Origin of the sequence: Pseudoalteromonas sp. KAN5 (assembly GCF_022846535.1) — a bacterium.
GTDB lineage: Bacteria > Pseudomonadota > Gammaproteobacteria > Enterobacterales > Alteromonadaceae > Pseudoalteromonas > Pseudoalteromonas haloplanktis.
This window is the reverse complement of the sequence record NZ_AP025589.1, coordinates 726,736-740,696: the sequence shown is the minus strand read 5'-3', so window position 1 is coordinate 740,696 and position 13,961 is coordinate 726,736. Positions and strand designations below refer to the sequence as shown.

The 13,961-nt window shown below is 41.9% G+C and carries 14 protein-coding genes; 1 reads left to right on the top strand and 13 read right to left on the bottom strand.

What is annotated here, in order from left to right; genetic code table 11:
• Positions 1 to 33: 33 nt before the first annotated feature.
• The 13 genes from lpxA to rpsB form a co-directional block, all read right to left on the bottom strand.
• Positions 34 to 804: an acyl-ACP--UDP-N-acetylglucosamine O-acyltransferase gene (lpxA, locus tag KAN5_RS03215; protein ID WP_016707631.1), complete on the bottom strand. Its 771-nt coding sequence runs from the start codon at positions 802 to 804 to the stop codon at positions 34 to 36.
• A 2-nt stretch (positions 805 to 806) separates the two neighbouring features.
• Positions 807 to 1,259 (bottom strand): 3-hydroxyacyl-ACP dehydratase FabZ, encoded by a 453-nt coding sequence (gene fabZ, locus KAN5_RS03210; protein WP_016707632.1) that lies wholly within the window; start codon positions 1,257 to 1,259, stop codon positions 807 to 809.
• 13 nt (positions 1,260 to 1,272) lie between these two features.
• Positions 1,273 to 2,310, bottom strand: a complete 1,038-nt coding sequence (gene lpxD, locus KAN5_RS03205; RefSeq protein WP_016707633.1) for a UDP-3-O-(3-hydroxymyristoyl)glucosamine N-acyltransferase — start codon at positions 2,308 to 2,310, stop codon at positions 1,273 to 1,275.
• 9 nt (positions 2,311 to 2,319) lie between these two features.
• Positions 2,320 to 2,838: an OmpH family outer membrane protein gene (locus tag KAN5_RS03200; RefSeq protein ID WP_016707634.1), complete on the bottom strand. Its 519-nt coding sequence runs from the start codon at positions 2,836 to 2,838 to the stop codon at positions 2,320 to 2,322.
• 12 nt (positions 2,839 to 2,850) lie between these two features.
• On the bottom strand, positions 2,851 to 5,322 hold the full coding sequence (gene bamA / locus KAN5_RS03195) for an outer membrane protein assembly factor BamA (protein ID WP_016707635.1): 2,472 nt from the start codon (positions 5,320 to 5,322) through the stop codon (positions 2,851 to 2,853).
• Between the two features lie 104 nt (positions 5,323 to 5,426).
• Positions 5,427 to 6,779, bottom strand: coding sequence for a sigma E protease regulator RseP (gene rseP, locus KAN5_RS03190; protein ID WP_244390449.1), 1,353 nt, complete (start codon positions 6,777 to 6,779; stop codon positions 5,427 to 5,429).
• A gap of 1 nt (position 6,780) precedes the next feature.
• A complete protein-coding gene (gene ispC, locus KAN5_RS03185; protein ID WP_244390448.1) occupies positions 6,781 to 7,986 on the bottom strand; it encodes a 1-deoxy-D-xylulose-5-phosphate reductoisomerase in 1,206 nt (401 codons plus the stop codon).
• Positions 7,983 to 8,849, bottom strand: coding sequence for a phosphatidate cytidylyltransferase (locus KAN5_RS03180; RefSeq protein WP_016707638.1), 867 nt, complete (start codon positions 8,847 to 8,849; stop codon positions 7,983 to 7,985). The genes ispC and KAN5_RS03180 overlap by 4 nt, the downstream gene beginning before the upstream one ends.
• A 16-nt stretch (positions 8,850 to 8,865) precedes the next feature.
• Positions 8,866 to 9,645 (bottom strand): isoprenyl transferase, encoded by a 780-nt coding sequence (locus KAN5_RS03175; RefSeq protein ID WP_016707639.1) that lies wholly within the window; start codon positions 9,643 to 9,645, stop codon positions 8,866 to 8,868.
• Between the two features lie 81 nt (positions 9,646 to 9,726).
• On the bottom strand, positions 9,727 to 10,284 hold the full coding sequence (gene frr, locus KAN5_RS03170; protein ID WP_016707640.1) for a ribosome recycling factor: 558 nt from the start codon (positions 10,282 to 10,284) through the stop codon (positions 9,727 to 9,729).
• A gap of 14 nt (positions 10,285 to 10,298) precedes the next feature.
• Positions 10,299 to 11,048: a UMP kinase gene (pyrH, locus tag KAN5_RS03165; RefSeq protein WP_016707641.1), complete on the bottom strand. Its 750-nt coding sequence runs from the start codon at positions 11,046 to 11,048 to the stop codon at positions 10,299 to 10,301.
• A gap of 158 nt (positions 11,049 to 11,206) precedes the next feature.
• The gene (gene tsf, locus KAN5_RS03160; RefSeq protein WP_016707642.1) at positions 11,207 to 12,058 is read right to left on the bottom strand and encodes a translation elongation factor Ts; all 852 of its coding nucleotides are present in this window, start codon (positions 12,056 to 12,058) and stop codon (positions 11,207 to 11,209) included.
• Positions 12,059 to 12,164: 106 nt separating this feature from the next.
• Positions 12,165 to 12,893: a 30S ribosomal protein S2 gene (gene rpsB, locus KAN5_RS03155; RefSeq protein WP_016707643.1), complete on the bottom strand. Its 729-nt coding sequence runs from the start codon at positions 12,891 to 12,893 to the stop codon at positions 12,165 to 12,167.
• 273 nt (positions 12,894 to 13,166) lie between these two features.
• Between rpsB and map the strand changes: the two genes are divergently transcribed.
• Complete coding sequence (gene map / locus KAN5_RS03150) at positions 13,167 to 13,952, top strand: type I methionyl aminopeptidase (RefSeq protein ID WP_016707644.1); 786 nt, start codon at positions 13,167 to 13,169, stop codon at positions 13,950 to 13,952.
• The last annotated feature ends 9 nt before the right edge of the window (positions 13,953 to 13,961 follow it).

Here is a 13,961-nt window from a genome sequence, read left to right as displayed (position 1 = left end):
TAACTGGTGGCTTTTGTTCACAGCATAAACGGATTAACGAATAATGCCGCGTTCAGAATTTTTAACAAAATCAATCATCATTTGTACAGCGGGGTACTTAGCAGCATCTTCACTTAAAGCTGCAATTGCGTCTTCGACACCTAAACTCTTACGGTACAGTGTTTTGTAAGCACGACGCGTCGCCATAACCTCATCGCTTTCAAAACCACGACGCTTCATGCCTTCGGTGTTGATTGCAACAGGGCCCGCTGGCGTACCAATCGTTGTAACAAATGGTGGCACATCTTTATTAACGCCAGAGTACATACCAACAAAAGCATGTGCTCCCACTTTACAAAATTGATGAATGCCTGAGTTACCAGCCAAAATAACCCAGTCGCCAATGTGTACGTGACCTGCTACAGAGGCATTGTTAGCAAAAATCACGTTATCGCCAATCACAGCATCATGTGCAACATGCGTGTAAGCCATAAACAAGTTATTGCTACCAATTTTAGTCACTCCTTGGTCTTGAATCGTACCACGGTGAATTGTGGCACACTCACGAATGACGTTATTATCACCAATGATAAGTGTGGTTGGTTCATTATTGTATTTTTTGTCTTGGCACGCTTCGCCTACTGACGCAAATTGAAATATATGATTGCCAGAACCAATTGTTGATGGCCCTTTGACCACAACGTGAGATTCAATAATGCAGTTATCACCAATAACAACATCGTTGCCAATGTAGCTATAAGGGCCCACTGAGACATTATTACCTAATTTTGCGCCTGGTTCGATTATTGCTGTAGCATGGATCACAATTAAAGCTCTCTTCTCGCACACATAATTTCGGCACTACACACTACTTTGCCATCGACTTTTGCTTCTGCAGCAAACTTCCAAATATTACGACGCTCTTTTAAAAACTGGACGTGTAAATGCATAGTATCACCTGGCGTAACAGGTTGTTTAAAACGTGCATTATCAATTGCAGCAAACAAATATAATTCGTTTTCACTGCGGTTTTCAACGGTTTTAAAGCCCAGTAAACCGGTTGCCTGCGCCATCGCTTCTAAAATTAATACACCTGGAAAAATAGGCTGGTTTGGAAAGTGGCCAGTAAAAATCGGTTCATTAAAAGTTACATTCTTAATCGCATGCAATGATTCACCCGGTGTGTAATCAAGTACGCGATCAACCAATAGCATCGGGTAACGATGCGGAAGTAAGCTTAAAATTTCTTGTATATCTAGGCTATTTAATTCGTTTGCCAAAATAGCATCCTTATCAATTATCAACGTTTAATGACTTAGTCAGAGTCTCTAGCGCTTTAAGGCGAACTTTCATCTCTGGCAAATTACGTAAATGAGCTATGTTACGACGCCACTCTTTATTGGAAGAATGTGGCAACCCTGATGAGTAAACACCGGGTTCTGAAATCGCTTTAGTTACCATACTCATACCCGTAAGTATAACACCATCACAGATATCTATGTGACCATTTATGCCTACAAGCCCCGCAATTTGGCAGTTTTTACCAATAGTGGTACTACCAGCTATCACGGTACAGCCTGCAATAGCAGTACCTGAGCCAATTTCTACATTGTGAGCTATTTGACATTGATTATCGATAATCACATTACTATGAATAATCGTGTCGTCAATCGCACCACGGTCAACCGTAGTCCCCGCTCCAATCTCTACTTTATCACCAATAATAACTCGACCCAGTTGAGGAATTTTTATCCACTGGCCTTTATCATTAGCGTAACCAAAACCATCGCTACCAATAATGGCCGCTGATTGGAATAAACAATCACACCCAACCTCTATGTTGTGATAAATACTGACATTTGCCCATAATTTTGTGCCGTTGCCAATTTTAGTATTTTCACCAACAAAGCAATTCGCGCCAATTTGCACATGCTCACCAATCACTGCACCAGCTGAAATGACAGCATTGGCCGCAATTGCCGCTGTATCTGCCACTGTTGCTTGCGGGTGAATAACTGCACTGGGGTGAACCCCTACTGATGCCGAGCGTGGTGTAGTATCGAGTAACTGAGCTAGTTTTGCATAACAAACATACGGGTTAGCAACTATCAGTTTATTCCCTTGGTAATACTGTGCATCAGCAGCAGATAGGATCACAGCACTGGCCTGTGTTTCTGCTAATTGTGAGCGATATTTCTTATTCGCTAAAAATGCAATATGCCCAGAGCGGGCATTTGCAAGTGTAGCTATTTTTGAGATTTCTAAAGCGCCATCACCGTCAAGCTCGGCGCTTAGAAGTTCCGCAATCTGCGAAAGCGTATAATTATGCATAGCTCAGTTCTATTGCTTACTTACTTTATCAACAACTTTGCTTGATAAATCAACAACTGTTTTCGGATTAAAGTAGATAGTGGTATCTTTTACTTTAACTTCATCGTATTTACCATCTTTGGCAATATCTTCGATCGCTTTGATGATAATACCTTGTATTTTAGCAAGCTCTTGGTTTTGACGAACTTTAATTTCTTGCTCTAAAGGACGACCTTTTTCAGCAAGATTTTTTTGCATGCCTTCTACTTTTTCACGTAGCGCATCTTTTTGCGCTTGGCTCATAGTTGTCGCTTCACGTTTAAACTTTTCTGCTTCAAAGCGAATGTCGCCTTGTAGTTTTTCAAGCTCCTGGCGACGCTCTGCAAACTCAGCTTGTAGAGTTTGCTCAACCTTTGCCATTTGTGGGATCTGCTTGTAGATTTCTTGCATGTCTACAATACCGACTTTATGTGCAAACGCACTCGCAGAAGTACCCATCATAAGTGTCGCTAAAATGGCAATTGCCGATGATTTAAATGATTTTTTCACAAAAAAACTCCTTTAGAATGTATTACTAATGTTAAAGCTGATGGTCTTCGTATCGTCATCTTCTTCTTGTTGCAATGGATACGCAAAACTGATCAGCATAGGACCCATAGGTGAGATCCACTGCAATGATAAACCGGTCGAAACCCTAAAGCGCATTGGATCTGAATAATCCTCAAGCTTAGCACGTTCATCCGGCCCTAAATTTTGATAACGGTCAACGTTAAATTCTGTGTCCCATACGTTTGCAGCATCAACAAAGAAGCTAGTACGTACCGAACTGGTGTTATCTTCATCTAAGAATGGTGTTGGTACGATTAATTCCATACCCGCAACAGCCTTAGCATTACCACCAATACGCCCCTGTGGTGTAAGCACATCAAACTCAGGCGCGCCGCCTATACTGCCAGTCAAGGTACCATCTGGCAATGGGGTGCCCGGAATTAATTGTGGTGTACGAGAAATCGCTCGCGGTAATATCGTATTACGGTCAAAACCACGTAGTTCCATTTCTGTTATACGGAAATACTCTTGGAATGGTAAGGTTTGGTCATAACCATTGGTTGTGCCGTAACCATTACCGTAACCAAGTGCGGCACGTGTTGAGAACACCCAACGATGATTATCGCTGATCGGCCAGTAAAAACGTGAATCATAATTAACTTTAAAGTAAGTTAAATCTGAATTAGGGGTTGTACCTGTTAAGTTCAGTGTTTGGCGCGAACCTGCTGTAGGGAATAAACCACGGTTGACCGTAACACGAGACCAACCCACACTTAGCTCATACTTGGTAAAGTCGAAACCAGCATCTGGATTATTCGGATCTAAGAAGGTCTCTCGCATTACACGTGTTTGCTCGTATTCAGCAATTTCTGACAGCTCTTCTTGGATCCAACGCACACCAAAGTTAACTCGGTTTACCGCATCAATTGGGAAACCGATGTTAGTACCAATACCATAACTCTTCGATTTATAGTCGATTAGGCTGAATTTACTCGCATCGTAGTTACTGTAGAAGATACTACTACCTTGCGATACACCATCTGGCGTAAAGTAAGGGTCAGTGTACGATAAACTCACTCGTTCAGAACCGCGTGACGTATTGATGTTGAAACCAATTTGGTTACCTGTACCTAAGAAGTTAGATTCAGTCACACCAATATTAAATTGCAGACCTAAGTATGAACCATATGCAAGACCGGCATTAAAGCTACCCGCTGACTGCTCTTTAACCGTAAAATCAACATCTACTTGGTCGTCAACACCCGGCACTGGCACCACATTAAAATCAACGCTTTCCATATAGGGTAGACGTTGAATTTGTAATTTTGAACGCTCTAGGTTTTGGTTTGAAAGCCACGCACCTTCAAGCTGCGTCATTTCACGACGCAATACTTCATCTGCGGTATTTTGGTTACCACCGACAATAATACGACGAACGTAAACGCGCTGACCTGGATTTACCGATAAGGTTAACTGTACTTCTTTGTTTTCATCATCGATCTCAGGAATGGTGCGCACTTCTGCGTTGGCATAACCAAAACGCGCTAGGTAGCTTTTGATAAATTCTTCAGACGAAGTTACTACTGAACCATTGTAAAGTTCACCGGCACGCAGTGGAATAACACTTTTGATTAGCTCTTCACGGCCCAGTAAGTCACCGATAAAATCGAAGCCTTTAACTTTATACTTTACGCCTTCAGTAATATTAGCCGTCACGTAAACTGATTCACGCTCAGGGCTCACTGACACTTGTGTTGAATCAATATTAAAACGTAAATAGCCACGGTCTAAATAGAAGCTACGGATTTTTTCAAGATCGCCCTCAATTGTTTGTTTCTGGTAGCGATCGCTGCCCATAAACTGCCACCAAGGTAAGTCTTGTTGCGATTCTGCCAATGCGAGTAAATCTTCGTTGCTGAACAACTCGTTACCAACTAAGTTAATTTGGCGAATTGACGCGGCATCGCCTTCATCAAATTCAAGTTTTAACTTAACACGATTACGCGGCAACTTAGTAATGCTGACATCAATCTTAGCGTTATATTTACCAATACTATGGAAAAACTCTATTAAGCCTTTCTCAATATTATCAACCACCGTTTTGTCCAGCGGTTCACCTTGGCGAATATCTTGTTGATCAAGCGACTGGGTTAGCTGCTCATCTTTGATGTCTTTATTACCTTCAAACTCAATAACACTAATAGTTGGGCGTTCTGTTACTCTAAAAATAACATTGTTACCATCACGTAGTGCTTTGATATCGTCAAAGTGGCCTGAGTTATACAAAGACTTAATCGTTTTTGAAATTGTATAGTCATCAACACTGTCACCCACATTAATAGGAATGTGTGTTAATGCTGCTCCCAACGCTACGCGCTGTAAGCCTTCAACTTTTAAATCGTCAACAATAAAGGAGTTTTGGCCTAGGGCTGCAAAGCTAGCGCCTAATAAACTTGTTACTGCCAAATGTTTTTTTATAGCCATTTTATTATCTTTATCCTTTACAACGGTATTACCGCTCAACACCTTAAAAATATACTTTAGCGGTGTTTTACAATCGTGTTTTTAATTCGAGACTGTCGCAATTGCTATAATCGCGATACATCATTGAACAAAGCGAAACATGTAAGAAAAATGAGTAGCAAGGCACCCACTTTAAAACCAAATTCTTGTGTCTTTTCAGAGACCGGCTTTCTACGAAAAAGTTCAATTATGTAATACATTAAGTGCCCGCCATCAAGTACTGGCAACGGCAATAAATTAAATACGCCTAAGTTTACACTGATCAATGCTAAGAAGCTTAAAAATGCCACTAAGCCATAGCTTACGCTGGTTCCCGCACCGACTGCGATACCTACTGGACCACTTAAATTTTTCACTGACACTTGACCAGTAATTAAATTACCAATCATGTCAAAACTAAGGCTAATCAAACGCCATGTTTCACTTACGCCCAGCACCATACTATCGAGTGGGCCATAATGTCTAGTTTCAATGTAACCTTCTGGCCACTTTTCAACCATAGGCGCAACACCTAAAAAGCCTTGTAACTGATCATTATTATTACGTTGCCCTTGTGGCGTAACGTTTATACTTTTTATAGTATCTTGTCTTTTTACACTAAATTGTAATGATTTGTTAGCGGATTGCTGAATAACCTTAACTAACTGGTTCCAATCGGTCATTGTTTCGCCATCTACAGCGATAATTTCATCCCCCGCCTGTAAATTAGCGGCGGCGGCAGCAGAGTTTGCGGAAATGGTTGCTACGGTTAATGTCGCCTGTGGGCGATATGGCACTATACCCAAAGATGCTAATGGTGGTACATCTTGCTTATCCAACTTCCAACCATCAATATTGATCGTTTTCAGCTGTTCTTGAAACTGTTCATCGCGTACAGTAACAGCGACGCTTTTTTCACCTAAACTTGCCATTAATGCAAATGTAGCATCTTGCCACGTCGCGATAGTATCGTCGCCAATTTTTACAATTTGTTGACTCGGCATAATACCCGCTTGCTCTGCACGACTACCTTGTGTGATCGAACCAACAACGGGTTTAACTGATTGCACACCCACCATGTACATGACTGCTAAAGCAAAAATAGCAAAGATAAAATTTGCCATTGGTCCCGCAGCGACTATAGCAATACGTGCTTGAACCGACTTAGCATTAAACGATAAATGACGCTGCTCAGCGGGCACGTCATCAACACGTTCATCCAGCATTTTCACGTAGCCACCTAAGGGAATTGCAGCAATGACATATTCGGTGTTGTGCTTATCGTGCCACTTTATCAATGGCTTACCAAAACCAATTGAGAAACGTAACACTTTGACGCCCGCTTTGCGAGCAACCCAAAAGTGCCCATATTCATGCACAGTGACTAAAATACCTAAGGCTAAAATAAAAGAGCCTAAATTCCACAAAAAATCGAACATATTAGCGGATCACCTTTGCAATAATTTGCGCTGCTTGAAGTCGAGCTAAACGGTCGCACTCAAGAATTTCTTCTAGTGTATGCACATCTACATCAACCGTATTTTCCAGTGTTTGCGAATTAACACGGTAGATATCGGTAAAGCCGATTTGCCCTTGTAAAAATGCATTCACAGCAATTTCATTTGCTGCATTAACGGTGGTGGTCGCCCCCTGCCCAGTTTCGCAAGCCGCTATTGCTAGTTGCAAATTAGGATAACGAGCAAAATCAGGTTTGGTAAAGGTAAAATCAGCAAGTTGGGAGAAATCAAGTGGTGTAACACCGGCATCAATACGAGCTGGATAAGCCAATGCATGGGCAATGGGCGTACGCATATCAGGATTGCCCATTTGCGCAAGGACTGAGCCATCTTGGTACTGCACCATAGAGTGGATAATACTTTGCGGGTGGATCACCACATCAATATCTTTCGCTGCACAGTTAAACAGCCACTTGGCTTCTATAAACTCCAAGCCTTTATTCATCATAGTGGCTGAATCAACCGAAATTTTTTGCCCCATTGACCAATTAGGATGCGCAACCGCTTGCGCCACCGTCACATCTTTTAAGGTATCAATATCATGGGTTAAAAATGGCCCGCCAGAGCCAGTAAGTAAAATTTTACTTACGCCGTGTTCATGAAGTTGAGCATTGCCTTTAGAGCCTTGTAGCGCACTTGGCAGGCACTGAAAAATGGCATTATGTTCGCTATCAATGGGTAATAATGTGGCTTTGTGTTGCTTAACTTTATCAATAAACAACTGCCCTGACATAACAAGCGATTCTTTATTGGCCAATAATACTTTTTTTCCGGCCTCTACCGCACTCAGTGTGGGTATCAGTCCTGCTGCACCGACAATCGCGGACATTACCGCATCAACATCTGGATGTGCAGCTAGTTCACTCATTGCAGCAACGCCGCTGCGTACTACTGTTTTACAGCCACTGCCAGATAACAACTGACTTAATTTACCCGCAGCGCTATCGTCTGCCATGACGACAAAACGAGGTTGGTGAGTAATACATAATTGCGCCATTAGCTCGCTATTACCACCTGCGGTAAGCGCAAATACCGAAAATTGTTCTTTATTGCGCGCTACAACATCTAAAGTGCTTAGCCCGATTGAACCGGTTGCACCTAATATCACTAGTTGTTGTTTACAACTCATAGACTCAATGTCCATGCATAACATAAAACAAAAATAGGTGCGGCAGCAGTTAGACTATCAAGGCGGTCTAAAATCCCCCCATGACCCGGTAAACATGAGCCACTGTCTTTAAGGCCGGCCTCGCGTTTAAACATACTTTCAAGTAAGTCACCAATGGCAGAAAATAAGGCGATAAACATAGTCATAATGGCGTAGATTGGCCACACAGACATATCAACATCAGTGAAGTGACAAAATGCTAAGACAAAAATCACGGCTGCAACAACGCCACCAGCAAGGCCTTCAATCGTTTTATTGGGGCTTACTTTAGGCATTAATTTATGTTTACCAAAGTTTTTACCAGTAAAATACGCGCCAATATCTGCACTCCAAACAATCCCTAAAACCACCAAAATGAGCATTGAACCAAAATGAGTCGACTGCTCATAATTAGCACTACGTAGTGTATTTAGCGCAAGCCACAATGGGACTAAGGTAAGAATACCCGCAATAGCACGCATCATAATGCCTTCATTCCATGCTTTAGCCATCGCAGGATAGCGCCACACTAGATATGTCGCGACAATCCACCATGAAAATGACAATGTGAAGATATAATTTGCATCCCCAACCAGCTGCCCATCAGTCCACAACTCATCAATGGGCCAGTGCCAATTAAGCAGCACCAGTAATAAGCCAATAAATAGCACAAACGAAAAACGTTTAACTTTATCGCATAGCCCCATAAATGCAGACCACTCCCATGCGCCTAATAAAACAATCGCGCCGGCAATATAACTAAACAGTGTCAGTGGAGTATAAAAAACCAGTATCAATGCCAAAGGAGCTAGCACTAAAGAGGTTAAAATTCGTTGTTTTAGCAAAGTGTTACCCTTTTAATTAGGTTTCGGCGAGTAATTGTTTTATTTGTTCGCCCGTACAACCAAATCGTCGCTCTCTGGCAACGTAACAAGCGATAGCATCAGCAAAAGCAGCTTCATTGAAGTCAGGCCAAAGCGTATCGGTAAAGTAAAGTTCAGCATAAGCGGCTTGCCATAATAAAAAGTTGCTTATACGTAAATCGCCACCTGTGCGTATTAATAAATCAGGTTCAGCTTGGTCCTGCATACTCATATGTGCAGCTAAGACTTGCTCTGTAATATCATCAGGGTTTATTGCCCCAGCTGCAACTTTTTTGGCTACCTGCTTTGCAGCATTGGTCATATCCCATCGACCACCATAATTTGCAGCCACATTAAGTTGTAAGCCCGTATTATTTGCCGTTAACTCATGTGCAGCATCGACCTTGCTTCGTAAAGCTTCTGAAAAACGAGATAAATCACCAATGATGGTTAACTTTACATTGTTCTTGTGAAGCTTTTTGACTTCTTTACTAAGCACATACAAAAACAACTCCATCAAGGTGCTTACTTCATCTTCGGGGCGATGCCAGTTCTCACTACTAAACGCAAACAGAGTCAATGACTCAATCTTCAATTTAGTACAAAACTGCACAGAGTGGCGAACCGCATCCACGCCTTTTTTATGACCGTATACACGCGGCCTATTTTTGGCTTGTGCCCAACGACCATTGCCATCCATGATTATAGCGACATGCTTGGGTAAACATTGCTGGGAAATTTTATCAGCGTTAAGAACCATAAATATCGAGTATTCCATAAAAAAACGCCGCCTAGTATACCCTAGACGACGTTTCAAAACTAATATATTTCTTAACCCAAGTTCAGGTTATTTAACTGCTTATATTTCCATCAACTCGGCTTCTTTCGCCGCTAGTTGAGTATCCATCTCTTTAATGAACTTATCTGTAAGCTTTTGAATTGCATCATCAGATTGACGTGCTTCATCTTCAGAAATTTCTTTATCTTTCAATAAGCTTTTCACATCGCCATTGGCATCACGGCGAATATTACGGATTGCAACACGGCCACTTTCAACTTCGCCACGAACGATTTTAATTAAGTTTTTACGGCGCTCTTCAGTTAGCGGAGGAAGTGGAACGCGGATCACTGAACCTGCTGACATTGGGTTTAAACCAAGATCAGACGCCATAATCGCTTTTTCTACCGCTTGTGCTAGCGACTTATCAAATACACTCAATGCTAAAGTACGAGAGTCTTCAATTGTTACATTGGCAACTTGATTTAATGGCGTTGGTGCACCGTAGTACGGCACCATAATACCATCTAATATTGCCGGATGAGCACGGCCAGTACGGATTTTAGATAATTGACTGCTAAGTGCCGTTACACTTTTCTGCATGCGTTCTGCAGCATCTTTTTGAATATCGTTTATCACGGTTCAATCCTAATCTAGTTAATAACTTCATCTGAGGCTTGTGAAGAAATAAGCGTGCCTTCTTCTTCGCCCATAATTACACGCTTTAATGCGCCTGATTTATTCATATTAAATACGCTCAATGGCATATTATGATCGCGCGCCAATGTGAATGCCGCAAGATCCATTACTTTTAATTCTTTTTCAATGATTTCATTGTAGCTCAAGTGACGGTAAAGTGTCGCCTCCGGATTTTTCACCGGATCATCACTGTAAACACCATCAACTTTGGTTGCTTTGATCACGGTATCCGCTTCAATTTCGATACCACGTAAACACGCTGCTGAATCCGTAGTAAAGAATGGGTTACCCGTACCGGCTGCAAAAATAACAACACGACCCGTTTTTAATAAACTAATTGCTTCGGCCCAGTTGTACGCATCACATACACCATTTAGTGGGATAGCTGACATCAAGCGGCAGTTTACAAATGCACGGTGTAGTGCATCGCGCATAGCAAGCCCGTTCATTACTGTTGCTAACATACCCATGTGGTCGCCAACCACACGATTCATGCCAGCTTCGGCAAGTGAGCCGCCACGTAAGAAGTTACCGCCACCGATAACTAAACCCACTTCTACGTCGAGTTCTACAAGCTCTTTAATTTCTTGCGCCATGCGGTCTAATACTTTTGGGTCGATGCCGAAGCCTTCGTCTCCCATTAGTGCTTCACCGCTTAATTTGAGAAGAACGCGTCTAAAAATAGGTTTACGATTGATAGTCATATATTTGGGCCAACTTTATAAAAAAAGGATAAAAAATAACCGCGCTTATGATTTTCACATAATGAGCGCGGTTATTTTAAAGAATTTTCAGCGATGACGCAAAAGCAAATAACAGATAAATTTCATCTAACTTACTTTTTAGTCAAAGGAAATCGATTTTATTGACCTTTAGCGGCAGCAATCTGCGCAGCTACTTCAGCAGCAAAATCTTCTGTTTTCTTTTCGATACCTTCACCAACTTCTACACGTACGAAGCCAGTAACTGTTGCGTTTTTCTCTTTAAGAATTTCGCCAACAGATTTTTTAGGTTCCATGATGAAAGCTTGACCAGTAAGAGAAACCTCACCAGTGAATTTCTTCATGCGACCAACAACCATTTTCTCAGCGATTTCAGCTGGCTTGCCTTCGTTCATCGCGATATCGATTTGTACTTGCTTTTCTTTTTCAACAACATCAGCAGGTACATCAGCAGGCGTTAGGTATTCTGGGTTTGAAGCAGCAACGTGCATTGCGATGTGCTTAAGTGTTTCTTCATCAGCAACACCCGCAACAACAACACCAATACGCTCACCGTGACGGTACTCAACTAGCGTTTCGCCAGCGATGTACTGTAGACGACGTACATTGATGTTTTCACCAATTTTAGTTACTAGCTCAACACGATCGTCTTCAAACTTAGCTTGTAAGTCTTCGATAGCAATCGTTTCAGCAATAGCAGCGTCAGCAACTTTGTTAGCAAATGCTAAGAAGCTTGCATCTTTTGCTACGAAGTCAGTTTGACAGTTAACTTCTACTAGTACTGCAACACCCGCGTTTTGCTTGATGATGATAGTACCTTCAGCAGCGATGTTACCTGCTTTTTTAGCAGCCTTTGCAGCACCGCTCTTACGCATATTTTCAATCGCTAACTCGATGTCACCATCAGTCTCAGTTAACGCTTTTTTACAATCCATCATGCCAGCGCCTGTGCGCTCGCGTAATTCTTTAACTAGGGCAGTAGTTACAGCCATTAGTAAATCCTCAAATCTGAATACAGGTTTTAGATAAGCGGGTTACCCGCTCTACAAGAATAGCAAGTCTTCACCTAAATTTAGGTGAAGACTTGATGACAGCTAATTACTCAGCTTCTACGAAGTCGTCTTTCTCAGCTTGAGCAACAAGATTGCTCTCACGACCTTCAGTGATTGCTGCTGCAACTGCGCCAGTGTAAAGCTGGATAGCACGGATCGCATCATCGTTACCAGGTACGATGAAATCAACACCGTCTGGGTTAGAGTTAGTATCAACGATCGCTACAACTGGGATACCTAGGTTGTTAGCTTCACGGATAGCGATGTGCTCGTGGTCTGCATCGATAACGAAAAGTGCGTCAGGAAGACCACCCATGTTTTTGATACCGCCAAGGCTCTTCTCAAGCTTTTCCATTTCGCGGTTAAGCATTAACGTTTCTTTCTTAGTTAACTTCTCGAAAGTACCGTCTTGGCTTTGGATTTCAAGGTCTTTAAGACGCTTGATTGATTGACGAACTGTTTTCCAGTTAGTCAACATACCACCTAACCAACGGTGATTTACGTAATACTGATCACTTGCGATCGCTGCATCTTTAACTGCTTCGCTTGCTGCACGCTTAGTACCAACGAAAAGAACTTTACCTTTGTTTGACGCAGCACCAGTTAAAAACTTAAGTGCGTTGTTGAACATTGGTACTGTTTGCTCAAGGTTGATGATATGAACACGGTTACGTGCACCGAAGATGAAAGGCTTCATCTTAGGGTTCCAGTAACGTGCTTGGTGACCGAAGTGAACACCAGCTTGAAGCATATCGCGCATTGAAACGTTTGCCATTTTGTATTTCCTCTGTTTAGTTTAGGGTTAGGCCTCCACATATCCCATAGCACCAACACTGAAGTTAAATGAAACTTCAAATGCACCCAAGTGTATGTGACGATACGTGTGTGTGTTAAAATAAAATTGTGTTTGCCTTAAGTACAAAAAATCATTTAAGAATTTATTTGTAAAAAGACGGCGCGCTTTATACCATATTAAAAACAAATATTCAACGTCGCGCGCAAAAATTGTGCGGCGATAAATGCAATAAAACTCGATAATGGAGCCTCCATGAGCGCTGTGATCAAGACCCCTGAAGAAATAGAGAAAATGCGTATTGCCGGGCGCTTAGCGGCAGAAGTACTCGAAATGATAGAGCCACATGTCGTGCCGGGTGTAACCACTGATGAGTTAAATACAATTTGTCATAATTATATTGTTGATGTACAAAAAGCAATCCCTGCCCCTTTAAATTATCATGGCTTTCCAAAATCAATTTGTACGTCTGTAAACCATGTTATTTGTCACGGTATTCCAAACGACAAACCCTTAAAAAATGGCGACAGCGTCAATATTGATATCACTGTGATCAAAGATGGCTATCATGGCGACACCTCAAAAATGTTTCATGTTGGCACCCCAAACATTCAAGGTAAACGCCTTGCTGAAGTGACCCAGGAGAGCCTTTATTTAGCAATAAAAATGGTAAAACCAGGTGTACGTTTGGGTGATATTGGTGAAGCCATTCAAAAGTATGCAGAAAGCTTTAATTACTCAATTGTTCGTGAATATTGTGGTCACGGCATTGGCGCAGAGTTCCATGAAGAGCCGCAAGTAATGCATTATGGTCGTGCTGGTACTGGTGAAACACTCAAAGCAGGTATGTGTTTAACAATTGAGCCGATGGTTAATGCCGGTAAACGCCAATGTAAACTGCTCAAAGATGACTGGACTGTCGTTACAAAAGACCGCTCTTTGTCAGCACAGTGGGAACACACACTACTTGTTACTGAAAATGGTGTTGAAATTTTAACGCTCCGATCAGATGATACAATAGACAGGATCATCGAACATTAGGAGCCAGCC

Coding starts and splice junctions, on each gene's coding strand:
- lpxD (WP_016707633.1), bottom strand. CDS start 2,310: ATGCATAATTATACGCTTTCGCAGATTGCGGAACTTCTAAGCGCCGAG.
- bamA (WP_016707635.1), bottom strand. CDS start 5,322: ATGGCTATAAAAAAACATTTGGCAGTAACAAGTTTATTAGGCGCTAGC.
- rseP (WP_244390449.1), bottom strand. CDS start 6,779: ATGTTCGATTTTTTGTGGAATTTAGGCTCTTTTATTTTAGCCTTAGGT.
- pyrH (WP_016707641.1), bottom strand. CDS start 11,048: ATGACTATCAATCGTAAACCTATTTTTAGACGCGTTCTTCTCAAATTA.
- rpsB (WP_016707643.1), bottom strand. CDS start 12,893: ATGGCAAACGTTTCAATGCGCGATATGCTTCAAGCTGGTGTTCACTTC.
- KAN5_RS03175 (WP_016707639.1), bottom strand. CDS start 9,645: ATGGAATACTCGATATTTATGGTTCTTAACGCTGATAAAATTTCCCAG.
- map (WP_016707644.1), top strand. CDS start 13,167: ATGAGCGCTGTGATCAAGACCCCTGAAGAAATAGAGAAAATGCGTATT.
- ispC (WP_244390448.1), bottom strand. CDS start 7,986: ATGAGTTGTAAACAACAACTAGTGATATTAGGTGCAACCGGTTCAATC.
- tsf (WP_016707642.1), bottom strand. CDS start 12,058: ATGGCTGTAACTACTGCCCTAGTTAAAGAATTACGCGAGCGCACAGGC.